Source organism: Paenarthrobacter sp. AR 02, assembly GCF_021538675.1.
In the GTDB taxonomy this organism is placed as follows: domain Bacteria; phylum Actinomycetota; class Actinomycetes; order Actinomycetales; family Micrococcaceae; genus Arthrobacter.
This window is the reverse complement of the sequence record NZ_JAJUKH010000010.1, coordinates 96,312-121,015: the sequence shown is the minus strand read 5'-3', so window position 1 is coordinate 121,015 and position 24,704 is coordinate 96,312. Positions and strand designations below refer to the sequence as shown.

The window sequence follows — 24,704 nt, the reverse complement described above, 5'->3', positions numbered from 1 at the left end:
CAAATGGTGCGATGGAGTTGTTCTTCCATGTCATGCAAGAAGCCCCGGCGAGTAGGGGAAGATGAAGGTCATTCGAGGGAGTGAAGGATGAAACTACCTGCTATCAGATACGCATCACCTGCATCTATTGAAGATGCCTGCGATCTACTGTCAACCGACGAGGACTCCAAGATCATTGCCGGAGGCCAAAGTCTTTTACCTGTCATGGCTATGCGACTAGCCCAACCGTCCGTCGTTATAGACCTCGGGAACGTTCCTGGCTTGACTAGACTGGAAGAAGTCGGAGACTACGTCCGCTTCGGGCCTATGGTCACCCATGCAACAATCGTAAATTCGCCTGCCGTTGCCAAGCACCTGCCAATGATGGCGGCAGCTGGTCGCCACATAGCCCATCCCCAGATCAGGAATCGGGGGACCCTGGGTGGTTCCTTGGCCCATGGCGATGCAGCCGGGGAATGGCCGCTCGTGTTGCTTGCCCTCAACGGAATGGTGGAAGTCCAAAGCGTAAGAGGACGTCGCACCATTGAGGCCGATGACTTGTTCGTCGGTCCGTACATGACAAGCCTGGCCGCTGATGAGATCATCACTGATGTCTGGATACCGTCACGGCCCAATGGCTGGGGCTACGGGGAGTTCGCCAGGCGATCCGGGGACTATGGGCTCGCCAATGTCGCAGTCGTTCTATCGACTGCGGATTCGCGAATTTCTGATGTCCGGATTGCCGTAGGAGGCGCTGTCGGCAAAATACAACGAGTGCCCGATGCAGAAGACGTCCTCAACGGATCCGAACTGTCACCGGAAAGGGCTGAAGCCGCTTCAGAAGCTGGAGCGAAATCGCTCTCGTATATCTCAGACATCCACGGATCGGCCGAATATCGGCATGGCCTGGTGCAGGAGCTGATCCGCCGCACCATAGTTGAAGCAGGAGCACGTACGTGACAACACCATCGCCATCAGATCGCGTCGAAATAGACGTGGAAGTAAACGGACGTCGCCGCACTGTTGCAGTGGACGCGCGGGAAACTCTGGCCGACCACCTGAGGAATGACCAAAAACTTACGGGTATTAAGCTCGGATGTGAACACGGGGTTTGCGGTGCGTGCACGATACTCATGGACGGGGCAGCCGTACGATCTTGTCTGACTCTTGCCGCTCAGGGCGATGGGAGGAGCATACGGACCGTCGAGGACCTATCGGACGGAGCCCTCAGCCCGCTTCAGGAAGCTTTCAAAAGGCACCACGCCCTCCAGTGCGGTTTTTGCACTGCAGGCTTCCTCATGTCGGCTACGGAGTTGCTCGAGGCAAACCCAAGCCCGACAAAAGAGGAAGTTATCGAGGCTCTTTCCGGTAACTTATGCCGTTGCACCGGCTACCAGACAATTGTTGAGGCCGTCCTGGACGCAGCGGGCCAGATTGGAAACAAAAATGGATAACCCACACTATTACTCTCCTCCCATAACAAGAAACGTCATCGGTAAGCGAGTTCCGCGAACTGAGGACGCAAGACTTCTGACCGGGCGCGGGAAGTACCTGAACGACATCAACGTCGACGGCCAACTGCATGCTTGTTTCGTGCGCAGCCCTGCTGCTCATGCTCAAATAACCGGCATTGATACGTCGGCCGCCTCAGAAATGCCTGGCGTTCACCTTGTCTGGACATCCGCCGACATTGAGCAATACTGCGCCGGCATCGAAGCGCAGTACACCGCTGAGGGATGCGAAGCTATGACCATGCCGCTCTTGGCCAAGGACGTCGTACGTTACGTTGGAGAACCGGTTGTATTGGTAGTCGCCGAGTCGCGAGCGGCTGCAGAAGATGCCTGTGATCTTGTAGGCCTTGAGCTTGAGCACCTCGAGGTAGTGCTTGACCCGCGCAAGTCGATTCAAGGGGGCCCCGTAGCGAATGGCGAACGCCCCGACAATGTAGGCATTCGCGGGCGGGCTTCTTTTGGGGACGTGGATGAGGCTTTTAGCAATGCTGAGCATGTGGTTTCCGCCCTGTATCACCCTGGTCGGGTGGCCGCCGCACCGATGGAGACAAGGGGGTGCCTAGCGGACTACGAATGGACTGAGGACCGGCTTAAACTTTGGGTGTCGACGCAGATGCCCCATTACGTAAAAATGTGCCTCAGCCTCTTTCTTGGTTTCGATGAGTCCCGAAGTGAGGTCATTTCTCCCGATACGGGTGGAGGCTTTGGTCAGAAGGCGCACGTATTTCCTGAGGAAATGCTCATGCCCTTGGCCTCGAAGCACCTGAAGACGCCGGTGAAATGGGTAGAGGATCGCCGGGAAAATCTTCTGGCGGGCTCACACGCCCACGAACAGTTCGTCACGATCCAATATGCGGCCAACGCTGAAGGACGAATAACCGGCGTTCGTACGCATGCCTTAGTTGATGGAGGCGCCTACCACATGCCCCCGCAGACCATGGCTGTGGAATGCTGGGCGACCGCCGCAGTCACGCCAACTGGTGTATACGATATCCCGGCCGCTGAGTACGTCTACGAGGGGGCCGTTACCAACAAGTGCCCCATGGGTGCCTTCCGTGGCGTTGGTTACACGGCGGGAACTCTTGCCAGAGAATCCCTCATGGATGATTTGGCGCGAAAGATGAAGGTGTCTCCTTTTGAAATCAGGAGACGGAATGTTGTCAGGGAGTTCCCCTGGACAAATCCCCAGGGCGTCGTTTATGAGGAGGGATCCTTTCTTGAAGTAATCGATGCGTTGGAAGAAATGGTCGATTACCCGGCCTTTCTTAAGCGACAGGATGAAGCCCGCAAAGCCGGAAAGTACCTAGGGCTGGGAATCAGCGTTTTCGTCGAAAGTAGCGGCGAGAGCACCGGCATGATGCAGGCTCACGGCGCAACGGATGTATTTCATGACACGGCTACCGTCAAGATGGATTCAACCGGGTCGGTCACTATAACATCTGGATTGAACTCACAGGGTCAGGGCCATCAAACCACGCTCGCTCAGGTAGCGGCGGACGTGTTGGGTATTCCTTTTGAATCGATCAGTGTCGATGCGGGGACCTCCACTAAGGGGGCCTATGGCAGCGGTACCATTGGAAGCCGAGCGGCTGTCATCGCGGGCGGGTGCGTCAACCGTGCAGCTTATGCCATTCGACAGAAACTGGTGGCCGTAGCTGCGAACATGCTCGAATCTTCTGAGGAAGATATCGTTTTGGAAGACGGCTTCGCGTCCGTCATAGGCGCTGCGGAATCACGAGTGAGCATCGCCGACGTGGCCATGGCAGTCTACTGGGACTCATCCAAGTGGCCCGCCGGTTTTGAACCTGGTTTGGAGTTCACGAAGGCGTGGGACACATCCCGGCCGATGTTTTCGAACGGCGGCCATGCCCTTATTGTTGAACTGGATCCTGTCACCGGATTTGTGAAAGTCGAAAAGGTTTATTCTGTAGAGGACTGCGGCGTTATTATCAACCCCACAATTGTTGAAGGTCAAATTCGAGGTGGGGTCGTACAAGGAATTGGTATGGGCCTCTTCGAACAGCTGGCTTATGACAACGCAGGAAACTTGTCTACGACATCTTTCCTGGATTACCAGACGCCGACTATGGATGTTTCTCCGCCATTTGAAATCAGGCACATTGAAACACCGTCCGTGATGACAGCATCTGGGGTGAAGGGCATGGGGGAGTCGGGTCTGATTTCGGCGCCGGCTGCGGTGCTGAACGCCGTAAATGATGCGCTATCTCCGTTTGGTTCTGTCCTCTATGAACTCCCTGCCACTCCGGAGAAGGTTGTTCGTGCAACGAAAGGCATCATTGACCTGCAGGGCCCCCAGGACTGGTCAGAGCTATGGGAACGGGCAGGGGTACCCGCGCTTGATCGCGGCCCTATGGACAGGGAGTAACGCATTGCTCCTGCATCTTTGATGCAGCTCAAAGCGCCCGAGCTAGAAACTTGAAAGAAGGAAAACTTTGTATGACGCGATTGTGGTTGGTGGGGGTTTCAGCGGGCTGAAAGCAGCACGCGATCTTACCAACGCCGGCAAGAAGGTACTTCTGCTTGAAGGCGGTGAACGTCTGGGAGGACGGGCGTATTCCCGGGAGTCCCGGAATGTACCTGGCCTGCGGGTCGAGATCGGTGGAGCATACCTTCACCGGAAGCACCACCCGCGTTTGGCAGCTGAATTGGACCGGTATGGAATTCCCACTGCAGCTGCAAGCGAGTTCACCTCGTTTAGGCATCGCCTTGGACCGACCGCAGTAGACCAGGCATTTCCTATTCCTGGCTCAGAAGCAGTTGCGGTGGAAGCAGCCACCTACACATTGCTGCGTGATGCGCACAGGATAGATCTGGAAAAGGGATTGGAAAACCAGGACCTTGAGGACCTGGACATCCCACTGAACGAGTATGTTGACAAACTCGATTTGCCCCCTGTTTCTAGGCAGTTCTTGCTCGCTTGGGCATGGAACATGCTTGGACAGCCGGCTGACCAAGCATCCGCGCTTTGGATGCTGCAACTTGTTGCAGCGCATCACTACAGCATCCTAGGTGTTGTTCTCTCGCTGGATGAAGTTTTTTCCAATGGTTCCGCTGACCTTGTCGATGCAATGAGCCAAGAAATTCCTGAAATCAGACTGCAGACTGTCGTGACCGGAATAGACCAGTCTGGCGATGTAGTGAACGTGACGGTCAAGGATGGGCATGCCTTCCAGGCTCATTCCGTGATTGTTGCTACTCCAATGAACACTTGGCGAAGGATCGTTTTCACCCCCGCACTTCCTGAACGGCGCAGGTCAGTAATCGAGGAAGGGCATGGTGGTCAGGGTCTGAAAATTCTTATCCACGTGCGTGGAGCCGAGGCAGGAATTGAATGCGTCGGAGACGGAATATTTCCCACTCTCTACGATTATTGCGAGGTGTCGGAAAGCGAACGACTGTTGGTGGCTTTCACGGACTCAGGATCCTTCGATCCGACCGATATCGGCGCAGTCAAGGACGCGGTGCTTTACTACTTGCCGGAGGTTGAAGTTCTGGGTATCGACTACCACGACTGGATCGCAGACCCGCTTTTCGAAGGGCCCTGGGTAGCACCGCGCGTGGGACAATTTAGTCGAGTGCATAAGGAACTTGGAGAGCCCGCTGGCCGGATTCATTTCGTAGGTTCCGATGTTTCGTTAGAGTTCCCCGGATATATTGAAGGCGCACTGGAAACCGCTGAATGCGCGGTGAACGCAATTCTGCATTCGTAGAACCTGCAGCCTCACTGATGCATTCCTCGGCGCTCTCGGATGACTTCGGCCCAAGACAGCATTACTAAGGCAAGCGGTACCTCCCAGATACAGGTGACCGTCTGCAGCGTACGGGTTGACGCCGGCGCCTGCTGCAACCACGACAGCAAGCAGTTGCACTGAGTCTGATGAACGTCACCGGCCGTTAGGAATGGCGGCCGGTGGCCTTCTGATTGTCAAGGGTCGCCCCGCTTGGGCTTCGTGGTCATCGGATTTTGGTTCAAGGACTTGATACAGGGTATTTCGCATAACTTGGTGCCGCTACGGTGCCCAACGCCTGTTTCTCCTGCTCCAGCGGGTGTCTGGCAGGAGCCATAAGTATCGGCCGATTCTCTCGTGGCACGCTGCCATCAGGTTTCAGGCTAACCAGGTGGCTTTGGTGCGTAAAAGGCTGCTGTCTCGCCTTGTTGCCTTAGGATTCGCCGGCACCAAGGCCAGCGCTTTCAGTGCCACTCTTTCCCCGTCATTGCGGGCACCTTTGTGCTCACACATCAATCTTGTTGGAGATGAATCTATGTCTGTTGGTGCTATCGCCGGGCTGATTGCCGCTGGGGTCTTTGCACTCCTTGTCCTGCTGTTGGCGGTGCCCATTATGAAGCTAGGCCAGGTACTCGACGAGGTGCGAATGGCAGTCAGATCATTAAGTGACGGCACCGCACCGATGTTGGATGAGGTGACAGCTATTGTGACCACCACACACCACCAACTCAAGAAGGTGGACACCATAGCGACTAACGTTTCTGACGCCAGCGCCAACGTCTCCGCCCTGTCCTCTCTCGTCGCTGCCAGTATAGGGTCACCGTTGATCAAGGTATTGGCTTTTAGTCACGGTGTCAGAACGGCCTTGGTGAATCACTCCAAACCCGCCACCGGCCGCCGAAGCCGCTGAGTTCCGGAGAGAAGCATGAAACGACTTGTTTGGATGGGAATCGGTGTGGCTATTGGAATCATTGCCCTTCGGAAGGTGGATGAAAAAAAGTCCGGATTGGGGCATGAAGGCCTAGAGCGGGCAGTAGCCGGCATTACTCAGGGAATTTACGATTTTGCCGACGCCGTCCGCGCAGGAATGCGCGAACGGGACACGGAGCTTCGCGTCGCGCTTAAGGCAAGTAGCGCGGTCCAAGTGCCAAGCGACCTATGACCATCGAAGCCGGCTGTAGGGACAGCGCAACTGTCTCTTCCAGAGCTCGTTGGACACAAGCAAATATCTGGGCCGTTTCAAGGACCATCTTTCGGGAAGTGACCGGTACCTCGCCTAGGGTGCTGACCATGGCTCTTATTCGGGATTAGTCCGTTCTTCGAACAGAAGCCCTGGACTGACACTGTGGTGGAGTGGAACTGGGGCGACAGCCTCGGTATAGCGCACCTGACAGCATCTTGCTCAAATCGTCGGCCGTATGCCTCACCGGATGACTGGCCGGACATTGGCCGTCGGAATCCAGTGCCCTACCTGGCGTTAAATCTCCGCTGGAATAAAACACTACGCCGCAGGAACGAGGTCTACGGGAACTGGTTTGCCCATTGGACTCATCCCCCGCCCTCTGGGAGCAGGGTCAGCTCCACCACTCCCGCCCTCTGGAACGCATGAGTACCTGCGACAAGGCAGACCGCAGGCTTCACAACTTCGTTCAACTGTCTTGCTGCGCCACCCATAATGCCGGCAGGCGACCGCGGAAATGTTTCTCGCCTTGTTGACTGACAGTTTCGGACGATCTCTACGGCGCCGCTGCAGGTTTCGTCCACGGTGGCGGCCTACGGATGCAACCCGGCGAGGATATGTGAGCTCAAGCATCAAAGAATATCTTGCAGGCCCGTCTTGACCTACCTGCACAGCGGTACGTGGTTTTGTCGACAGTGCGCAGGATTACACCCTGCAAACCGCGTTATGCGGTCATCGGGCTCAAGACGAGAATCATCACGCGATAGAGTCCCCCCGGGGCCAAGTTCGCTTGACCGGTGAGGGCGCGCGGCAGACATCCAATCTGTCCGGAGTAGTGTCACTGTAAGAAGGTTGCGGGGAATGCAGATGCTGCATTCCCCGCAACCTTTCATGGACGGTGAATTCCGAGCCAGGAGGAGTCGTGTCTGGCCCGGAAACATGAAGGCCAAATAGTGCTGTTTAGCCTGGCGCTCGTGTTGGCGGGTGCCGGATAACCAGCTTCAGCTCATTTTCGTTCTTGTACCCTTCTATAGACACTCAGCCATGAGGCCAGGATTCCCACATCGAGACATGCTCAGGATCTCGATATGCGGACGCCGCGCTGACAAGTATCTTCTGCAAAGAAGCTGCTTGCCAGCGCCCCTCGCTCGGTTGGTTCGGTCCGGCCGTGTCGTCATCGCGCTTCATCAAGTGCTGTTGCATCATCACTTTCGAAATTCTGTATTCCTACAGACCCCTCATGGGATTTCTGAAGGTCAATCGCAAAATACTCGCGCGATCGGCGCGGGAATTGCCATGGTTAAGGCTGGCGGTCTACAAGTAGAGCAGCGAAGGGGCCCAGATCCTCGTCAGTCGTTGTGATCTCTGCAATGGAAGGCATCGACTGTCGCTTCCACAATTTGCTGGTATCCGGTACATCGGCAAATATTTCCCGAGATAGCTTCACGAGCAGATGTCGCATCGAGGGTGACGTCTTCGTCATCGTAAAGAGGCTTGAGCGTCATCAAGAACCCTGACGTGCAAAATCCGCACTGCAGGGCATGGCACTTAGAAAACGACCTCTGCAGCGGGTGAAGCTGTCCGTCCTTCTGCAGGCTTTCGACCGTTTCAATCCTGGAATTATTGGCCTGTACGGCCAGCACGGTGCAGGATCGAACGGGCTGACCATCCAATAGGACAGTACAGGAACCGCATACGCCGTGTTCGCAGCCTACTCGTGTACCCCTGAGGTGCAGGTCGTCTCGTAGGAAGTCCGCAAGGAGCCTACGAGGCTCGACGTCCGTTGCGTGGGTGACTCCGTTTACTTCAACCGTGAGGCGAAAGGCGTTCATCAGTGATCCATGCTTTCCTTTGTCGGTCTCGCCCGGTGCAGTGCTTTGGCGAGGGTTCGTTCGACCATTGTCCGAATAACTTGCGCGCGATATTGGGCACTTCCATGCACCGTGGGCACGGGGTCAAGCCCCTGTACCGCGGCGTGCGCAGCTGCGGCAATATCATGGCTGGAGAGAGTGCTATCAATTAGGATGTTTTCCGCCTCCTGGCAGCGGATGGCGGTGGACCCTCCACCCAGGACAGTAATCCTCGCCCGCGAACACTTGCCCTGCTCATCCAAGGTAACGATGGACGCAGCGCCACCTATGGCGTAGTCCCCATGCCGACGAGAAAATTCATCAAATGCAGCACCGCTCCCGTGAGGCAATTGAGGTACGTTTACCTCCACAATGAGCTCGCCGGGAAGGATGCTTGAGACGAAATGTGAGACCAATAGTTCCTTGAGAGGAATCTTCCGCTCACCTTGCAAAGACTGTGCGGTGACGTAGGCGTCAAGGGCTAGCAGGACTACGGGCAGCTCTGCGGCAGCATCAGCGTGTGCAAGGGAGCCACCGATCGTTCCTCGGTTACGAATTTGAGGGTGCGCGATCCACGCCGCCGCTTCCGACAGGATTGGAAGGTTTTGCGAAATGGTTTTGGAGGTTGTTAGCTTCGCATGACGTGTCAGCGCGCCAATCGCAATGGTTTGATCTGATTTCCTGATGTTTGCCAAACCGGGAACGCGGTTTATATCAACCAAAAGGGACGGGCGGGACATCCGGAAATTTAGGAGCGGGACTAAACTCTGACCGCCGGCAATGATTTTAGCGTCATCGCCCCCGTCCGCCAGCAGGCGGAGCGCATGCTCAACCGAATCGGCAACAACGTAATCGAAGGAAGGTGGCTTCACGGGCAGTACCGCCGGCCGCGCTCATTGTTCATGTCACCACTTTGCCCCTTTGGTATGACTTTGCGCTCTGCGTCATGGGACAAATCAACACCCCGACCTATCTAGAACAGACAATCCCGCGACGAACCAGCCCTGACGCTCCCGTTCGCTACAGGATTTCGGTCTCGGCGATTGACTTCAGCAAGCCATAAAGTCTTAGGGCTACGAGGAGCTCGACATGACGTTCTGCAACGCTTATGCCAAGCCGTTCTTCAATGGATCTGAGCCGGTAGGCAACGGTGCGCTCATGAACCTGGAGTGCTGCTGCAGCCGCTACGGCATTGCAACCAGCAGAGAAATAGGCCCGGAGAGTGTCGCAAAGTATGTCTTTGCGGGGGTCAGCAAGCAAAGGGCCCAACTGCTGCAAGACCAAGTCACGCACCGCCTGCATATTTGTAGCGAAGACAGCTTCGAGAGCCACGTCCGTGTACCGGGTTATCCGTGCGCCGGTCAAGCGGCCAACTTTATAAGCCCTCCAAGCACGCTGGTGACTGCGCCGGAAACCGGAGAACCCCTTATCAATGGACCCTAGAGCCAAATGTGCACCGTCGGGAAAGTCCCCTTCAATGACTTGCGCGTCGGCATTCTGTCCATCCTTTACCGCCAACCAGCCCAGAAAGGCTCCGCCGGTGCTTTCGAGTACCAAAGGTACTTCGCTGTTGATCAGCGTGGCGGCGAGGTCGATGGTACCCTTTGGATCATTTCCCCAGGCCACCACGGATAAATGTTGTCCTTCAAAGGGGTACCCCGTGTTTGGTCGGGCAGTGCGCCGTCCTGCAATGAAATCCCGCAACTCATTTCTAAGCCGGTGATCCTCCGACTTGTAAAAGAACCGATGCTGTTCTGAACGATACGCGTCGATGACGTTGGCAACTACAACGTCATGCCACCGATGCTGCAACTGAGAGACCCATTTTTGAATTTCCAATTGCTGTGATGCATCCGGGATAAGAGTAGTTGTAAGGTCCAGGAGCACATCCCAGGTCGCAGACTGCAGCACTCGATAGGTATGGATGAGCTCGAGTAGATCCACGCCGGCCTGGGCTGTCTCGCGAGCCTCCAAGGTGGCCTCGGCAAGAAACTTGTCGTCTGGTTCCTCTGACCCGGACAAGGCCCTGCTGATAGATAGCAGGGCCGCGGCCAGCCGCTCAGATCTCCGCTGCGCCAGTGCAGGGTCTAAGCCCACACCAGCCTGAACATCATCATGGAGTCGACGGACCATAGAGTCGGACAGTTGATTTATGTCCGATGTAATGGCGACCGATATTGCCGATAGATGTTGTGTCTGGATCATGTTCCTAAATTCATGCGCCGCCTGAGTCTCGGCGCAGGCGAGCTCTGTTGATAGTCTCAGTGTATGACCATTGAGGAAGGACTGGATGAACTTTCCGTTGCCGTGAAGGCAAGGATTCCCGAAATCTATGACTGTATACGGGCGAGACTGCAGTATGCGTACGAAGACTATTCGACCGCGACACGTAACGCCTCTCTTACCGAGGCGGAATCGGAAACCATCACGGCTTCCTTGCGCGATGTCCTCGAATACATCGGTCAGGGGCGCGTAGGAGCCACTAGGGCTTCCAACGAAACTCTTCGCGAGGTGAGGCTGGCTGCGCGGGCGGGCGTCGACCTTCATCATCTGCTCAGGGGATCTAGGGCGGCCCAAGCCACTTTGTGGGAGTTTGTCTTGGAAGAGGCGCATCGAATCATCGCCGATCCCGTCCGACGGTCAAAGGTTCTGCGGCACGCCAGTGCAAGCCATTTCGCTTGGAACGATAAAGTTTCCGCTTCCATTATTGAGACGTACCAAATGGAGAGCACCGCATTTTCAAGGCAGAGCCAGAACCGGAGGAAGCTATCGACGCTGAGGGCTCTCCTCGCTGGGCTGCCAATCGATTCGACGGTTTTTTCTTATAACCTTTCCGGCCGGCACCTGGCAGCCGTGGTACCTGGCGAAAGCACGGAGGCTGTTGCTCGGACACTGGGCACTGCCTCTCGGATCCGCCCCCTTGTTATCACGGCCGAGGATGAGACCGGCTATATTTGGGCGGAGTGGTCGAATCGGCTGCCCTCACCGCAAGTTGTCCTCGCAAACGCCTTGCCGAAGGACACCAGAATTTCGTTTGGGACTCTGAGCGAAGGTGTGGACGGATTTATAGTTTCCCATAGACGGGCGTTGGAGGCCGATTCGGTTGCCCAAAAACTGGGCACTCAGGTCACTTGGTATGAAGATGTCATGCTCGAGGCGTTGGCTATGCGCGATCTCGCTGCCGTAACCACATTCATCTCCGACGAACTGGGGGGTCTCGGATTGCACCAAGACCCCCCAAGCAGGTTAGTGGAAACCCTCGAAGCCTATTTTGCTTCGGGTCAGAATGCGGCGTCCGCGGCACAGCGCCTCGGAGTGCACAGCCGAACTATCGCCTATCGACTGAAACTCATCGAGGGCAAAATTGGTGCAAGGGGAGTGCTGCGAGATGAATTGCCCGTTGCCATCAGACTTTCGCGGATGGTCGAGGCCATGAAGCTCGAGCTTACTGGGTTGGAGGAATCTCCCGGCCTCCCGCAACCTGCACCGTAAATGAACCTGCTCACGGCGTCGCTGCTAACATCTCCTATTCCACCAAGAACCAGATTTCCTTGAATGGCTCGTGAAACTCCCAGGTAGATGTGTGCCCCTTCGGCAGAAATACCAAATCGCCGGCAGTCACGGAAACCGGCTCTTGGGATGCAAGTGTGAGCGTTGCTGAGCCTTCGACAACGTAGATAATCTCGTTGTCAGTGAGTTCATAGGTTGTTGTGCTCGGCTGCGAAGTGAAGATACCCGTGCCGAACTGGGGAGAGGAAGTGCGTTCGAAAAGCGTGAACCCATGACCATTGGGATTTCCCTCATGGACGGTTACACCGTCCGGCTGCCAGGATTCAAGCGGCGCGGTCGCGGTACTGATCTTCCTGATCTTATCCATTGAGGGGCCACCCTTTCATTGTTGGGGCGACCTTCTTTCCGGCAACCAGAACATCATAGAGCCAGTCTGCCATTTCAAGCCGGGGACGGATTCCAAGGTTGTGGCAGCAGTGATCACCGTCCTTTTCAACCACTAGGTTCAGGTGTTCTGCCGGCACCAATTCGAGGACGGTATCCACGAAGGACAGTGGAACCTCGTCGTGCACCCCGTGCAGGATGTACGTCGGGCATGCGATCTGGGAAAGGACGTCCCGGGTCTCCAAAGCCGCATGGACGTGCAGCCTTGCTTCCTCCAAAGTGTCAACCTTGGAGACGTACTTCCAGCTTTCCTTTGTCAGGGGAGTTTCGAGGTCCCAGTAGTCCAGGTCTGAGAATCCGCCCCAAGAAATGCATGCGGCCAAACGCGGTTCACAGGCGGCAGATTTGAGAGCGTAATTACCGCCCAGGCTCCGCCCCAGCACTCCGATAGCATCATTCCGAATCGCTTCAAGTTTGGTGAGCAGATCCACTACCGCGGACGTGTACTTTTCGTAATCACCCGCAATCCGCTTGTACTCAAACATCTCGCCCTGGCCGGGACCGTCAAATGTGGCAGTAGCCATTCCCCGATCGAGCACAAGATTTTCCATCTGGAAACTTTCCTCTTTTGTGCTCTCAAGACCACCAAGCATGATCACAGCGGGGTGTGGTCCCGGTCCCTCCGGAATGCGCACATAGACGGGCATCGGGACACCGTCGACGACTAGCTCGTGACGCTCTGCAGGCGGGGACAACAGTGGAGCTGCCTTTTGATACAGCTCAACTTTCCGAGCTTGGCCCTTCTGCCGGCGCTCGTCGAACCAGAGGAACTGAGCGTACTGGGCACAGAGTGCGGCTGACATCAGGAGTTCACCGGCGGACAGGTCATGGCCCAGTGCCACTTTCCTTTCCGCTTCCTGCTCATACTCATTTGCGAGACTCATCCAGTAGTCAAACCAGGTGATTTCCTTGGGCCTATCGCGAGCACCCACCATGTCTGAGTAGGAAACGCCGTCAAGGATAAGACGCCCCCAGTTCAGCATTTCATCTTCAGGTTTCACCTGCGAAGTTACAGTCATACCGTTATCTCCCTATAGTCAGACTTCCGTGACCCCGCGCAAGGGGTCTGCGAAATGATCATGCTATGGAAGCTGCGCGAGGGCGCCTACTAACTGCGGAGACTTAGGCCGCGTTTTTGTCAATGCCTGAACATCCAGGCTGGACGGCCCGATGACATACTGAGCGCATGATGGCAAAGGCTAAAGCGCTCATCCCTGACAACGGTAGAGCCGGCGCGGACGAGGGCAACAGACAGGCATGGATAGGCCAGGAGGTTCTGCGGCGGGAGGACCGCCGGCTACTCACTGGAACAGCAACATTTGCTGGCGATCTGGGAGTGCCCGGGCAATTGCATATGCGCATTGTCCGTTCAACACAGGCTCATGCCCGGATCGTGTCCATAGACGCCACTGAAGCTGAAAAGACTCCAGGCGTACGAATGGTTATCACGTCTGAGCACACGCGGCACCTGGGTTCGGTTCTCTTGGAAGAGCTGGGATATCACGAAATTTATGAAAACATTGAGGACTTCAGTCACCCCGTCCTAGCAGTAGACAAGGTGCTATATGTGGGGCAGCCGGTGGTTGCTGTACTTGCTGTTGATCCTTATCTTGCCGAAGACGCAGCTGAGCTTGTCTCTATCGAGTATGAGCCGCTCCCGGTCCTCTTGGATCCGGAAGAAGCATTGACCGGTAAGGTCGAGCTCTTTCCGGGGCGCGGCAATGAAGGTGCGCGCATCAAAAAGGCCTACGGCGATATTGATCGCGCCTTCGCCGAAGCAGAGCACGTCATTCGCCACAAGTACGTCACGAACCGCCATTCCGGTGTACCTATGGAACCGCGGGCCGTAGTGGTACAGCCCGACCCAGCAAGGGACACGCTGTTCATCTGGGGCACCGTGCATGTGCATGACAACCGGAGGATCATCGCCAAGATGCTGAATCTTCCCGAGGTCAACGTACGGATGAAACACGTAGAGATCGGCGGCAGTTTTGGCGTGAAGGGCGGAGTCTTCCCAGAAAACGTTGTTGCAGCATGGGCAGCCCGTACGTTGGGAGTCCCGATCAAATGGACTGAGGACCGAGTCGAGCACATGACTTCCACGTCCCATGCCCGGGAAATGGTGCATAAGCTCGAACTCGCGCTCGATGCTGAGGGCAGAATCCTGGGTATGAAGGACGAAATTTTCCACAACCATGGTGCCTATTTCAGGCAGGCGGAGCCGCTAGTCAGCGACATTACTGCCGGCATTGTGTTCGGCCCCTATCGGGTCCCTGCCTACGATGCTACTCTGCACGCCGTCTTCACCAACAAAACACCTGTCGGAGCTTACCGCGCGCCTGGACGCTACGAGTCCACTTTCGCTCGAGAGCGGATCTTTGATCTGGCGTGTGAAGAAATCGGTCTCAGCAAGACGGAATTTCGCCGACGAAACCTTCTTACGGCTGAAGACCTCCCCTGGACACCGGGTCTTGACATCGTCCACGAGCCCTACCACTTCGACTCGGGAGACGTAGTTAAGCATTTCAACGAAGCTCTGGAGGCAGCAAACTTCTCGGAGTGGCTTGAGGAATCCAAACGACTACGGGCGGATGGCCGAAAAGTCGGCGTAGGCCTCGGCGTGCTGATGGATAAGGCAGGTCTGGGGCTTTTCGAAACCGGCGGCGTTGAAGTCAGCCGTGCCGGCCGCGTTACGGTCAAAACCGGAGGTTCCTCGGTCGGGCAGGGAATCGAAACGGTTCTGGCCCAGATTGTCGCCGAAGAGCTACAGATCGCTCCCGAAAACATTGACATCGTCCATAGCGATACAGAGCTTATTCCGGACGGTGTGGGTTCCTGGTCCAGCCGTTCAACTGTTCTTGCTGGAGGTGCTGCCCGCAAAGCTGCGCTTGCAGTTGTGGAAAAAGCCAGACGCTTGGCCAGTGAGATGCTGGAAGCTGATCCGGACGACCTCGAATTAACTGCAGGCAGTTTTAAGGTCAAGGGCACTGATCAGCAAATCTCGCTGTACGAGATCGCAGCGGCGAGGGACCCCTTCACGGCGAGGGCCGACAATGATGAACCCGGCCTAGCAGCGGACGCGGTCTACATGAACAACGCCATGAACTATCCATACGGGGTAACACTCGTACAAATCGAACTAGATCCTGACACAGGCGGTCATAGGATTCTTCGCTTTTCCACTTCCACGGAAGCAGGAAGGGTAATCAACCCCCTGACCACGAGGGGCCAGATCATAGGTGCGGCGGTTCAAGGCATTGGAGGCGCCCTGTACGAGGAGTTCCTCTACGAAGAGGATGGACAGCCGATTACGACGTCGTTCATGGACTACTTGTTGCCAAGCGCTCAGGAGATGCCGAACGTCGACTGTTTTGTAACTGAAGATGCCAAGTCACCGGACAACCCCTTTGGCGCCAAGGGCCTTGGGGAAATTGGCATCATTGCGGCCGGCGCGGCAATCGCTTCAGCTATCGATGATGCCATCGCCGATGGCGTACATACTGACCGTTTGCCAGTCACCCCCGAGCAGATCTTCAGCCGCTGTCAAGGTTTGAACAAAGCAGAACGGTAACTTGTGCAATCCGCCAGTGGGACAACTTCGCTGCTCTTACCAAACTGAACAGACACAACCCGGCGGGTAATCCAAGACACACATGAGAGGTCTACTGATGACTAAGGTTCGACACGTATTTGCATGGCGCGTAGCTGAAGGCAGCAGCCAGGAGGAAATTGTTGAAATTCTCAACACTCTTCCCCCGCGCCTAGGTTTCATTCAGGGCTGGGAGATTGGCACTCACTCTGGCGACCCCGGGGATAACGGTGCGCCGTGGGACGGAGTTCTGATTTCTGACTTTGCAAGCTGGGCTGATCTGGACAAGTACTCCACGGATCCCTTCCACCTCGAGGTAGTCGCCACACTTATGCCGATGTTCGCGGACAGGGCTGTGGTTGATTACGAAGTCGAGGCCGTCTGATGAGCCAGACTGCAGACGTAAAGGTCGGGATGAGCCCGTGGGGCGCCGATGACGAGCGGGGCGCACTAAACCTCCTTGACGAGTCTGTACGCGCCGACGTCCTTCACCGGGCCGACCCGTCTCGGGTCTATGACCTCAGTGTTGACTACTTCGTAGGCATGCCCAGCTTTCAGGGAGCCGGTGACCCTAGCTACCAAATTTTCATGAGCCACACCCCTCAAGGCACGGTGGTGGATAACCTCAACGGCGTCGGCGAGGATGTCAACAGGCACGTGTGCTACTCGGGTGACGTCGTCTTCATGTATACCCACACCGGGACGCATATTGACTCGTTGAACCACTTCGGTGTCGACGGACAGATCTACAATGGGTATAAGCCGGAAGAGAATCTGGGCAGCCGGACCTGGACCAAGGGCGGGGCGGAGACGATCCCGCCAATCATCACCCGCGGCGTATTGTTGGATATTGCTGGTCTCAAGAACGTTGACTGCCTCCCTGATTCCTACGCGATCACTGTTGCAGACATCGAAGAGGCACTGGATAAAGCCGGCCTCGTACTGCAGACGGGGGATGTGCCCTTGGTCCGTACCGGACGTATGCGTTACTGGCCGGACGGAACCAAGACTCTTGGAAACCCTCCAGGCCTAAGCCTGGATGCTGCCCGATGGCTCACCAGCCAAAACATTTCCGCAATCGGTGCTGACCAGGAGTGCGTAGAGGTAGGTCCGTCGGAGCATGAGGACAACTGGCTTCCCGGGCATACCCACTTCCTTGCCGAAGCCGGTGTGCCCATGGTGGAACTGTTGAATCTGGAGGAACTGGCAGCGGATGGAGTAAAGGAATTTTGCCTAATCGCTGCTCCTATCCGTCTTCGGGGAGCGAGCGGTGCCCCGATGCGCCCGCTCGCCATGGCACTAAGGAATAACGCATGAGTCCCACGACCGACCGTATCGCGGTAGTTGGTGGTTCGATATCTGGGCTGACAGCAGCGCTGATGCTTCGAGATGCTGGCGTTGACGTCGATGTCTATGAGCGATCACCTCAGCCCCTCTCAGGCTTCGGCACAGGCATTGTCGTCCAGCCGGAGCTTGTTCATTACTTGCTGGAGCAAGGCGTTGAGCTGGACTCCATCAGCGTGCCGTCATCATCCATGGAATATGTGGACGCACTGACTGGAGAAAGAGTCGGATCCGTTCCTGCAGACTGGCGCTTCACTAGCTACGACTCGATATACGGGGGGCTCTACGAGCTGTTCGGACCCGAGCGATACCACACCAGTAAATGCCTGGTCGGCCTAAGCCAAGATTCCGAAACAGTGCAGATGCGCTTCTCAGATGGCACAAAGGCCGAAGCGAACTGGGTGATCGGCGCGGACGGCGGAGCCTCGGTAGTTCGCAAGCGCCTGCTGGGTATTGAGCCCACATACGCGGGCTACGTCACCTGGCGAGGCGTGCTTCAGCCGGGCGAAGTTGCCGACGACGTGTGGAACTACTTTAACGACAAGTTCACGTATGGACTTCTGGACGATGGCCACCTCATCGCTTACCCGATTCCAGGACGGGAAAACGCCGAGTCCCCGCGTCTGAATTTTCAGTGGTACTGGAACGTCGCTGAAGGACCGGACCTCGACGAACTTATGACAGACGTTCGCGGCATCAGGCTCCCGACATCGGTCCACAATAACTCGCTGAATCCCCACAATCTCCGTCAGTTCCACAGTAAGGGCGAGAGCCTCTTCAAGCCCTTCAGGGACCTCGTACTCAACGCCTCCTCCCCATTCGTGACTGTTGTTGCAGATGCCACCGTCGACCGCATGGTTCATGGCCGTGTCCTGTTGATCGGAGACGCGGCGGTGACTCCAAGGCCCCACGCCGCTGCGGGGGGTGCTAAAGCTTGTGATGACGCACGAACCCTTGCCGAAGTCTTCACAAAGAACCATGATCTGCGGGGGTCCCTGCAGAGTTGGGAAACCAGACAGCTGCAGCAGGGACACGCTTATCTCAACAAAGTGAAAAAGATGGCGTCCCGTCTGCAGCACGGGGGAAGCTTTGAGCCCGGAAACCCCGCGTTTGCTTTTGGGCTCCCTAAAGTGGATGAACCATCCGTCGTCACTAATTCTTAATAAGGAAAAACCATCATGGAGATGACCAACACTTTTACCGTGCCCGTACCCCCGGACGAGGCGTGGCCGGTTTTGCTGGACTTGCAGCGAATCGCCCCCATGCTTCCCGGAGCATCCATCACCAGTGTTGACGGTGACGAGTACGAGGGCAAGGCAAAAATCAAGGTTGGGCCCATCACGGCCGAGTATGTCGGCGTTGCCCGATTCATTGAGGTCGATGAAAAGGGCCGCCGCGCGGTAATTCAGGCCCGTGCGAAGGATGCTCGCGGGCAAGGAAATATGTCCGCAACTATCACCGCCCGACTTGAGCCGGAAGCAAACGGTGCCACCGTCATTGTTCAGACCGAGCTGGACATGACAGGTAAAATCGCTCAGTTCGGGCGAGGTGTAATCAATGAAGCGGCCACGGCCATCCTCGGAGTATTCGCCCAACGGTTGGCTGTAGAGATGACTTCAGGAAGCGAGAGCAGCAGCGAAGCATCTGAGCTCTCAAAAACTGAAGCAGCCCTCGGAAGAGAAGTAAAGCAACCTCTTCAGGCAGAATCCGAAGTACTGGACCTCATCAAGCTGGCAAAGGACACGCGGGCCGCCAAAAAGGGCCCTGGCACTCAGGTCGAAGTTCCCGCAGTTGGACAGTGGCTGCCCGCAATCGTTTCCATCGTAGCTGCGCTGATTGCGGTCTTCTCGGCCGGTGTTGCCGCAGGAAGCAACCGAAGGTCTTGAACCTGATGGAAGTGCGCGAACTAGCACCAAGTAGAGGGCAACTTGACGTAGCAGCTGTTCAGGTGAAATTTGACTCAACAGAGCTGCTCGAGGACAGGATTTCGCGTATCCAGGACTTGGTTTCTGGCGTCGGCAAAGCGGACCTGATCGTCCTGCCTGAACTCTGGCTTCATGGCGGGTTCTCCTACGACAGCTGGCGAAAGAACGCCATTTCGCTGGAAAGTGAAGTGTTCACTTTCCTGTCCGAAGTGGCCAGGGACAAGAAGGCCTGGTTTCACGCCGGCTCTTTCATGGTCACGGAACCAAGCAGCGCTGCTTCTGACATGTGGAATACATCGGTTCTTTTTGACCCGACCGGATCCCTCCGGGCGACCTATAAAAAGATCCACCGCTTCGGCTTTTCCGACGGAGAGCCAAAGCTGATAGCAGCGGGAGATGAACCCAGGGTGGTGGAGCTGCAGACAGAACGAGCCACTGCCATCACTGGGCTCAGCACATGCTACGATCTTCGCTTCCCCGAACTATATCGACACATCTCAGCAGAAGGTACGGCGCTCAATGTGATACCAGCATGCTGGCCACTTACGCGAATTCAGCATTGGCAGACTCTGGGTCGCGCTCGAGCAATCGAAAACCAATCCTTTGTCGTGCAATGCAACATGACGGGGGTTGACCAGGAGGTGGAGCTGGGTGGTCACAGTCAGATTGTGGATGGCAACGGAGATATCCTCGCTCAGGCAGACAAAGAGGAAGCCGTTCTCCGTGCAACTCTCAATTTCGATTCACTGAACGAACTGCGAAGTTCGTTCCCGGTGCTGAACGACCGGCGGGCAGATATCTGGGCTGCTAAGGGCAAGACCGTGATCGCAAGCCACTTGTAGGAATAGTAAGGGTCTAATCCGAGCAGACTCGGCCGGGATGTCCTGCCGATTCGGGTAGGGCGGGGCATCCCGGAATCGGCTGTTCTTACGGTTGGTACGGCCGGTGGACGCCCTTCTACTGGCGGTATTCAGCACCTGCATAAGTAGACACCGCAAAAAGCCGCAATGCCACACCTCGAAAACCGACTAGCAAGGCGAGACAATGAGTAACGACAAAGTGACCAAACCGGAAAGTCCCGGTGAGATGGCTGCGCGGCTCAAGGCTGTCAACTATTTGGCTGACGAGGGTCTATCCACCACCGTCTTTCTATCTGTTGCGATGAACAAGCCGCTGCTTGTTGAAGGTGCTCCAGGCACGGGAAAAACGTCCTTGGCCGAAGCAATAGCTAAGATGCTGGCAATCCCGTTGATCCGACTGCAGTGCTACGAGGGCATCGAGTCCACCCAAGCGCTCTATGACTGGGATTTCTCACGTCAGATTCTTTACTTACGCTCACTGGAGGCAGCAAATTCGACAACGAGTGCGGAGGAACTAGAGCAGTCCCTATATACCGAACGTTTCCTGCTGCCTCGTCCGATTCTTCGGGCCTTACAAAGTGGACCGGCCGTTCTCCTCATCGACGAGGTTGACCGAGCTGACGATGAATTTGAAGCGTTCCTCCTGGAAGTGCTCGCATCAAACCAAATATCTATACCCGAGTTGGGTACTATCACCGCCAAAGTTCCACCCATCGTGATCCTGACCTCCAACCGGACCCGTGAGTTACACGAGGCTCTGAAACGGCGATGCTACTTTCATTGGATAGACCACCCAGAACCGGCCCGTGAGTTGGAGATCATCAAGACACGGCTGCCCGGCGTGGATGAGAAGCTAGCGCAGCAGGTGGTGGACGTAGTCCAGTCCTTGCGCAATCAGGGACGTTTGCGACGCTCCCCTGGGGTAGCCGAAGCGCTTGACTGGGCCCAGGCTTTGAACCGCCTTGGCGGAAGTGACATCGACGCCGACAGTGCCAGCCTGACAATTGGCGCCCTCTGCAAAGACCAAGACGACCAGGAGCTTATCTTGAACGCCCTAAGAACCGTCTTTCCTACCTAACGTGAACGGTACTGGCGATGTCTTCACAAGTAGGTCTGAAAATTTTTTATGGTTTCGTAGGTGCTCTCAGAGATGAGGGGATGACCATAGGGGCCGAACAGGCCCAGCTTTACCTCGAGGCTCTGAGCGTTTTGGATCTTCAGCGTCGCGACGAGGTCTTCTGGGCCGGACGCGCGACGTTATGTAGGAGCAGGTCTGACTTCGGGCCCTACGACCGGACGTTCGGCCTGTGGTTTTCATCGGAATCGCCGATTCCTGTGCCCCTTTCGGAGGGACAGGAAGCAAGCCTTCCCGACGCAGCAGACGGCGACAGCCCTCAGCCGGAATTGGAGCAGCAGATTGCACTGGCTAGCAAAGATGAATCCCTGCAACACCGAGATGTGGCACTCATGTCAGCGGAGGAAAAGAGTTATCTTGCGGAGGCCTTTGCTGCTCTACCTGTTAGAGAACCGCTGAGAAGGGCGCGTTACAAGCGGACCCATCGCCACAAGCGCATCGATCCGGCACACACTGTCCGAGACAATCTGAGGAGAGGCGGCGAACCAGGGCGCCTGCAATATCGCTTCCGAACGAAAAAGCCCCGACGAGTCGTCTTGATCGTAGATGTTTCAGGATCTATGGAAGCCTATGCTGACAGCTTTTTCCGCTTCGGTCACCGCCTTTTAGCTGGCGCGTCCGACACAACAGAAGTATTTTCTATCGGCACACGCCTAACCAGAGTGACCTCGGCATTGCAGCACCCGGATCCGGAGGTCGCACTGTTGGACGCTGGACTCGTCGTTCCCGATTGGTCCGGAGGCACGCGACTGGGCGAAGCCCTAGCGGCCTTCATTACCCTGTGGGGACAACACGCAATGCTCAGAGGTTCTGTGCTGGTGATCGCCAGTGACGGATGGGAACGTGGGGATCCCAGAGATCTTGCCCGTCAGGTTTCCCGCCTCCATGGTTTGGCTCATCGTGTTATCTGGGCCAACCCCCACCGCGGAAAGTCTGGATACGAACCTATACAGAGCGGCATTAAGGCCGTTCTCCCGCACGTTGATGCCCTGGTCGCCGGCCACACCATGGCAGCTTTTAGGGACCTAGCAGATCGGATAGCACATGCGTGACGTTATTGAAGCACTGGCAGAATGGACGACGCACGGAGAAACCTTCGCCCTCGCCACAGTCGTCAGCACGTCTAAATCGGCCCCCCGGCCAGCGGGCGCTGCGATGGCCGTAAGCACCCCGGGGGAGGCCGTCGGCTCAGTCTCCGGGGGTTGCGTCGAAGGAGCTGTTTACCAAATTGCGCAGGAGGTCATTGAAGACGGTACTCCTGTTCTGCAACGGTTTGGATATAGCGACGATGACGCTGTAGCCGTAGGACTGACCTGTGGCGGAACAATCGACGTCTTCGTTGAACGAGTCACCAAAGAAAGTTACCCAGAATTACGAACGATCATTCAGGACGTTCAGAAGGGCAACCCCGTTGCCACCGCTACCGTGGTCGAACATGACCAGCCAGAAATGCTGGGTAAGCGGCTAATAGTCTGGCCAGCCCATACTGGCGGGACCCTCGGCAATAACATGCTGGACCATGCGATTGCCGACGATGCGAGAGGCCTGCTGGCTTCGGGTGAATCCAAGGTGCTCACGTACGGTCCCAGCGGGGAACGGATGGAAACCGGAACAAAGGTCTTTGTTTCTTCCTATCAGCCCAAGCCCAGAATGATCATTTTTGGTGCCATCGATTTTGCAGCAGCAGTCGCGCGGGCTGGGTCAATGGTGGGCTTTCATGTGACCGTCTGCGATGCTCGCCCTGTATTTGCGACCACCGCGCGCTTTCCTGGTGCGGACGAGGTGATCGTATCTTGGCCTCACGTTTACCTTCAGCAGGAAGTGACACAGGGAAAGGTGGACAACCGCACGGTCATCTGCGTTCTTACCCATGATCCCAAGTTCGACGTCCCTGTCTTGGAAATCGCCCTGCGGCTGGAGGGGGCATGCAGGCCCTCCTACATAGGCGCTATGGGCTCACGAAAGACCCATGAAGATCGGCTAAACCGCCTTCTGGAGGCTGGAGTGATAGAGCGGCAAATTGCCGAGCTTCATAGTCCCATCGGACTTGATCTCGGCGGCCGGACACCGGAGGAAACAGCAGTGTCAGTTGTGGCCGAAATAATAGCCAAGCGTTGGCAGGGGAGTGGCCGCCCTCTGCGCGACTCCACTGGCGCTGTGCACTCGGACCCGGCCTAGCAATGTCCAACCCTAAAGAGCTAGCAATGCAACCTTCTGAAGACAACCGAAGTTGGCAAAACCCGGTGGACAACAAGACCATGGCAGTTTCAAAGTCAGTAGAAAATCCCGCACCCGGCAACTTCGACGAAAGCCAGCTATTTGATCTGCAAATGTTGGCGCAGGGTGACCAGATCCAGGTGTGTGAAGATGGCACGTTACCCTACTCCGGCGTCGTGGACACGAGCGCTCCTTCCCTTGGCATCATCTGGATTCGCCTAGAAGGGCTTGGGGAGAGAAGGCTAATCTTTTGTACTGACTATCGACTGCGTCGGGATCGCACCAAGCAATGGGATCTGACAGTCCTTCCATCTTGCGAACAGGAACCTCACGGTGGGTGACACGGATTTGCCGTGTGTGACGGGAGTGTTGCTGGCCGCCGGCGCCGGAAAACGTCTTGGGCGTGGTCCGAAGGCGCTCCTGCCATACCGCGGACGAAACCTCGTTGAGGACGCCGCCGAGACAATGCTTGTCGGCGGCTGTCATGAGGTAGTAATTGTTCTTGGAGCGAATGCACAAGCGGTGTGCGCCCGTGCAAACCTTGAGCCCTATCGGATAGTGGTGAACCATGACTGGTCATCAGGTATGGGAAGTTCCTACCTTGCCGGTGATGCTGCTGCACATACAAAGAACCACATCCTCGTGGCTCTGGTAGATCAACCAGGGCTCAGCGTCACCACTGTTGGCCGGCTACTCGTCTCCCACCGGCCGGGGCGCATCAGTTCGGCTGCGTACTCATCGTTAGACAGCCCTCGGGTGCTCCGAAGAGGTCATCCAATGGTCATCGATGCAGGACTTCGGCCAGCAGTGGCCAGTACCGTTTCCGGTGATGCCGGAGCCAGGGTTTTCTTACGCCAGAAACCGTGGCTCGTAGATCTTATCGATTGCAGTGATGAATCTACCGGTGAGGACGTAGACACCGTGGAGCAGATGTATCGCCTCCTGTAGGACGATGCCCCGCAGCCTGCACCCCACCTATTTCTCGTGGGTCTCAAAAGCACGTTTAGGTTGATTCTCTCAACAGAAGGACGTTCCACTATGGCTTTCCTATTCCGGATGGATCGACTACGTACGGCACTATTTGGCAGCGGACAGACAGAATGTGCCGAATGCAAGCACCCCTCTCGCGACGACCAATGGACTTGGCTGGGAAGAATGACCGACCTGCCGCCTTCCGGTCTTGGTCTCTGCCAGGCAGCGGACACAAAGGGCGGAAGGTGTCTTTGCGTGAATAAAAGCCATTGCCGGTGACGGGCCAAAATTGAACCTTTCCTACGGCTTGGAGTTAACCTCAGCGACTTAGGAGTTTCATCGGTAGACCTAATATGTGTCTAGGAAGTCCAGTGCCTCCGATGCTCGATATGAGCAGTTGGTGAAACTGTGCATGGCAATCGCGCAGCGTGCCGGTTGT

General features: G+C 56.3%; 23 protein-coding genes. 18 read left to right on the top strand and 5 right to left on the bottom strand.

All coding sequences use genetic code 11. The annotated features are described in order from the left end of the window. Positions 1-87: 87 nt before the first annotated feature. The 6 genes from ndhA (at position 88) to LRQ04_RS16780 (ending at position 6,401) form a co-directional block, all read left to right on the top strand. Positions 88-939 carry a 2,6-dihydroxypyridine 3-hydroxylase subunit NdhA gene (gene ndhA, locus LRQ04_RS16805; protein WP_016359465.1) on the top strand — a complete coding sequence of 284 codons (852 nt, stop codon included), beginning with the start codon at positions 88-90 and terminating at the stop codon, positions 937-939. Next, positions 936-1,433 carry a 2,6-dihydroxypyridine 3-hydroxylase subunit NdhB gene (ndhB, locus tag LRQ04_RS16800; protein ID WP_026005772.1) on the top strand — a complete coding sequence of 166 codons (498 nt, stop codon included), beginning with the start codon at positions 936-938 and terminating at the stop codon, positions 1,431-1,433. The genes ndhA and ndhB overlap by 4 nt, the downstream gene beginning before the upstream one ends. Then, entirely contained in the window at positions 1,426-3,876 is a 2,451-nt protein-coding gene (gene ndhC / locus LRQ04_RS16795; protein ID WP_071416792.1) for a 2,6-dihydroxypyridine 3-hydroxylase subunit NdhC, read from the top strand. The genes ndhB and ndhC overlap by 8 nt, the downstream gene beginning before the upstream one ends. A gap of 67 nt (positions 3,877-3,943) precedes the next feature. Next, positions 3,944-5,221, top strand: a complete 1,278-nt coding sequence (locus LRQ04_RS16790) for a (S)-6-hydroxynicotine oxidase (protein WP_016359462.1) — start codon at positions 3,944-3,946, stop codon at positions 5,219-5,221. Positions 5,222-5,774: 553 nt separating this feature from the next. Beyond that, on the top strand, positions 5,775-6,149 hold the full coding sequence (locus tag LRQ04_RS16785; RefSeq protein ID WP_166842586.1) for a DUF948 domain-containing protein: 375 nt from the start codon (positions 5,775-5,777) through the stop codon (positions 6,147-6,149). Between the two features lie 15 nt (positions 6,150-6,164). Further along, entirely contained in the window at positions 6,165-6,401 is a 237-nt protein-coding gene (locus tag LRQ04_RS16780) for a hypothetical protein (RefSeq protein WP_016359460.1), read from the top strand. A 1,367-nt stretch (positions 6,402-7,768) separates the two neighbouring features. On the opposite strand, the gene kdhB is transcribed toward LRQ04_RS16780, so the two are convergent. The 3 genes from kdhB to LRQ04_RS16765 all read right to left on the bottom strand — a co-directional run bounded on the left by kdhB (position 7,769) and on the right by LRQ04_RS16765 (position 10,474). After that, on the bottom strand, positions 7,769-8,251 hold the full coding sequence (gene kdhB / locus LRQ04_RS16775) for a 6-hydroxypseudooxynicotine dehydrogenase complex subunit beta (protein WP_016359457.1): 483 nt from the start codon (positions 8,249-8,251) through the stop codon (positions 7,769-7,771). Next, complete coding sequence (kdhA, locus tag LRQ04_RS16770) at positions 8,251-9,141, bottom strand: 6-hydroxypseudooxynicotine dehydrogenase complex subunit alpha (protein WP_016359456.1); 891 nt, start codon at positions 9,139-9,141, stop codon at positions 8,251-8,253. The genes kdhB and kdhA overlap by 1 nt, the downstream gene beginning before the upstream one ends. A gap of 148 nt (positions 9,142-9,289) precedes the next feature. Then, entirely contained in the window at positions 9,290-10,474 is a 1,185-nt protein-coding gene (locus LRQ04_RS16765; RefSeq protein ID WP_166842587.1) for a CdaR family transcriptional regulator, read from the bottom strand. Positions 10,475-10,537: 63 nt separating this feature from the next. Here LRQ04_RS16765 and LRQ04_RS16760 point away from each other — a divergent pair, with 63 nt between their 5' ends. Then, positions 10,538-11,761, top strand: a complete 1,224-nt coding sequence (locus LRQ04_RS16760; RefSeq protein WP_016359454.1) for a CdaR family transcriptional regulator — start codon at positions 10,538-10,540, stop codon at positions 11,759-11,761. Between the two features lie 34 nt (positions 11,762-11,795). Here the strand turns inward: LRQ04_RS16760 and LRQ04_RS16755 are convergent, their stop codons facing one another. Together LRQ04_RS16755 and LRQ04_RS16750 are read right to left on the bottom strand one after the other, a co-directional pair. Continuing rightward, positions 11,796-12,146, bottom strand: a complete 351-nt coding sequence (locus tag LRQ04_RS16755) for a cupin domain-containing protein (protein ID WP_016359453.1) — start codon at positions 12,144-12,146, stop codon at positions 11,796-11,798. Continuing rightward, positions 12,139-13,242 (bottom strand): 2,6-dihydropseudooxynicotine hydrolase, encoded by a 1,104-nt coding sequence (locus LRQ04_RS16750; protein ID WP_201435058.1) that lies wholly within the window; start codon positions 13,240-13,242, stop codon positions 12,139-12,141. Before LRQ04_RS16750 ends, LRQ04_RS16755 begins: the two co-directional genes overlap by 8 nt. Before the next feature lie 167 nt (positions 13,243-13,409). Between LRQ04_RS16750 and kdhC the strand changes: the two genes are divergently transcribed. The 11 genes from kdhC (at position 13,410) to nboR (ending at position 24,241) form a co-directional block, all read left to right on the top strand. Further along, entirely contained in the window at positions 13,410-15,794 is a 2,385-nt protein-coding gene (gene kdhC, locus LRQ04_RS16745) for a 6-hydroxypseudooxynicotine dehydrogenase complex subunit gamma (RefSeq protein ID WP_017200522.1), read from the top strand. Positions 15,795-15,891: 97 nt separating this feature from the next. Then, positions 15,892-16,197: a Dabb family protein gene (locus LRQ04_RS16740; protein ID WP_017200523.1), complete on the top strand. Its 306-nt coding sequence runs from the start codon at positions 15,892-15,894 to the stop codon at positions 16,195-16,197. Continuing rightward, positions 16,197-17,129, top strand: a complete 933-nt coding sequence (locus LRQ04_RS16735; RefSeq protein ID WP_016359449.1) for a cyclase family protein — start codon at positions 16,197-16,199, stop codon at positions 17,127-17,129. Before LRQ04_RS16740 ends, LRQ04_RS16735 begins: the two co-directional genes overlap by 1 nt. Beyond that, a complete protein-coding gene (gene dhpH / locus LRQ04_RS16730) occupies positions 17,126-18,319 on the top strand; it encodes a 2,6-dihydroxypyridine 3-monooxygenase (protein WP_016359448.1) in 1,194 nt (397 codons plus the stop codon). Before LRQ04_RS16735 ends, dhpH begins: the two co-directional genes overlap by 4 nt. Before the next feature lie 15 nt (positions 18,320-18,334). Next, a complete protein-coding gene (locus LRQ04_RS16725) occupies positions 18,335-19,042 on the top strand; it encodes an SRPBCC family protein (protein WP_016359447.1) in 708 nt (235 codons plus the stop codon). Between the two features lie 5 nt (positions 19,043-19,047). Next, positions 19,048-19,923: a carbon-nitrogen family hydrolase gene (locus LRQ04_RS16720; protein ID WP_021474599.1), complete on the top strand. Its 876-nt coding sequence runs from the start codon at positions 19,048-19,050 to the stop codon at positions 19,921-19,923. Between the two features lie 202 nt (positions 19,924-20,125). Beyond that, positions 20,126-21,019: a MoxR family ATPase gene (locus tag LRQ04_RS16715; RefSeq protein ID WP_016359445.1), complete on the top strand. Its 894-nt coding sequence runs from the start codon at positions 20,126-20,128 to the stop codon at positions 21,017-21,019. 17 nt (positions 21,020-21,036) lie between these two features. Beyond that, positions 21,037-22,128, top strand: a complete 1,092-nt coding sequence (locus tag LRQ04_RS16710; RefSeq protein WP_235521475.1) for a VWA domain-containing protein — start codon at positions 21,037-21,039, stop codon at positions 22,126-22,128. Beyond that, positions 22,121-23,254: an XdhC family protein gene (locus LRQ04_RS16705; protein ID WP_016359443.1), complete on the top strand. Its 1,134-nt coding sequence runs from the start codon at positions 22,121-22,123 to the stop codon at positions 23,252-23,254. The genes LRQ04_RS16710 and LRQ04_RS16705 overlap by 8 nt, the downstream gene beginning before the upstream one ends. A 26-nt stretch (positions 23,255-23,280) precedes the next feature. Next, the gene (locus tag LRQ04_RS16700) at positions 23,281-23,634 is read left to right on the top strand and encodes a hypothetical protein (protein ID WP_235521474.1); all 354 of its coding nucleotides are present in this window, start codon (positions 23,281-23,283) and stop codon (positions 23,632-23,634) included. Beyond that, a complete protein-coding gene (nboR, locus tag LRQ04_RS16695; RefSeq protein WP_017200526.1) occupies positions 23,627-24,241 on the top strand; it encodes a nicotine blue oxidoreductase in 615 nt (204 codons plus the stop codon). The genes LRQ04_RS16700 and nboR overlap by 8 nt, the downstream gene beginning before the upstream one ends. The last annotated feature ends 463 nt before the right edge of the window (positions 24,242-24,704 follow it).

Coding starts and splice junctions, on each gene's coding strand:
- ndhA (WP_016359465.1), top strand. CDS start 88: ATGAAACTACCTGCTATCAGATACGCATCACCTGCATCTATTGAAGAT.
- ndhC (WP_071416792.1), top strand. CDS start 1,426: ATGGATAACCCACACTATTACTCTCCTCCCATAACAAGAAACGTCATC.
- LRQ04_RS16785 (WP_166842586.1), top strand. CDS start 5,775: ATGTCTGTTGGTGCTATCGCCGGGCTGATTGCCGCTGGGGTCTTTGCA.
- LRQ04_RS16780 (WP_016359460.1), top strand. CDS start 6,165: ATGAAACGACTTGTTTGGATGGGAATCGGTGTGGCTATTGGAATCATT.
- kdhB (WP_016359457.1), bottom strand. CDS start 8,251: ATGAACGCCTTTCGCCTCACGGTTGAAGTAAACGGAGTCACCCACGCA.
- LRQ04_RS16765 (WP_166842587.1), bottom strand. CDS start 10,474: ATGATCCAGACACAACATCTATCGGCAATATCGGTCGCCATTACATCG.
- LRQ04_RS16760 (WP_016359454.1), top strand. CDS start 10,538: ATGACCATTGAGGAAGGACTGGATGAACTTTCCGTTGCCGTGAAGGCA.
- LRQ04_RS16755 (WP_016359453.1), bottom strand. CDS start 12,146: ATGGATAAGATCAGGAAGATCAGTACCGCGACCGCGCCGCTTGAATCC.
- LRQ04_RS16750 (WP_201435058.1), bottom strand. CDS start 13,242: ATGACTGTAACTTCGCAGGTGAAACCTGAAGATGAAATGCTGAACTGG.
- kdhC (WP_017200522.1), top strand. CDS start 13,410: ATGATGGCAAAGGCTAAAGCGCTCATCCCTGACAACGGTAGAGCCGGC.
- LRQ04_RS16740 (WP_017200523.1), top strand. CDS start 15,892: ATGACTAAGGTTCGACACGTATTTGCATGGCGCGTAGCTGAAGGCAGC.
- LRQ04_RS16735 (WP_016359449.1), top strand. CDS start 16,197: ATGAGCCAGACTGCAGACGTAAAGGTCGGGATGAGCCCGTGGGGCGCC.
- dhpH (WP_016359448.1), top strand. CDS start 17,126: ATGAGTCCCACGACCGACCGTATCGCGGTAGTTGGTGGTTCGATATCT.
- LRQ04_RS16725 (WP_016359447.1), top strand. CDS start 18,335: ATGGAGATGACCAACACTTTTACCGTGCCCGTACCCCCGGACGAGGCG.
- LRQ04_RS16720 (WP_021474599.1), top strand. CDS start 19,048: ATGGAAGTGCGCGAACTAGCACCAAGTAGAGGGCAACTTGACGTAGCA.
- LRQ04_RS16715 (WP_016359445.1), top strand. CDS start 20,126: ATGAGTAACGACAAAGTGACCAAACCGGAAAGTCCCGGTGAGATGGCT.
- LRQ04_RS16710 (WP_235521475.1), top strand. CDS start 21,037: ATGTCTTCACAAGTAGGTCTGAAAATTTTTTATGGTTTCGTAGGTGCT.
- LRQ04_RS16705 (WP_016359443.1), top strand. CDS start 22,121: ATGCGTGACGTTATTGAAGCACTGGCAGAATGGACGACGCACGGAGAA.
- LRQ04_RS16700 (WP_235521474.1), top strand. CDS start 23,281: ATGCAACCTTCTGAAGACAACCGAAGTTGGCAAAACCCGGTGGACAAC.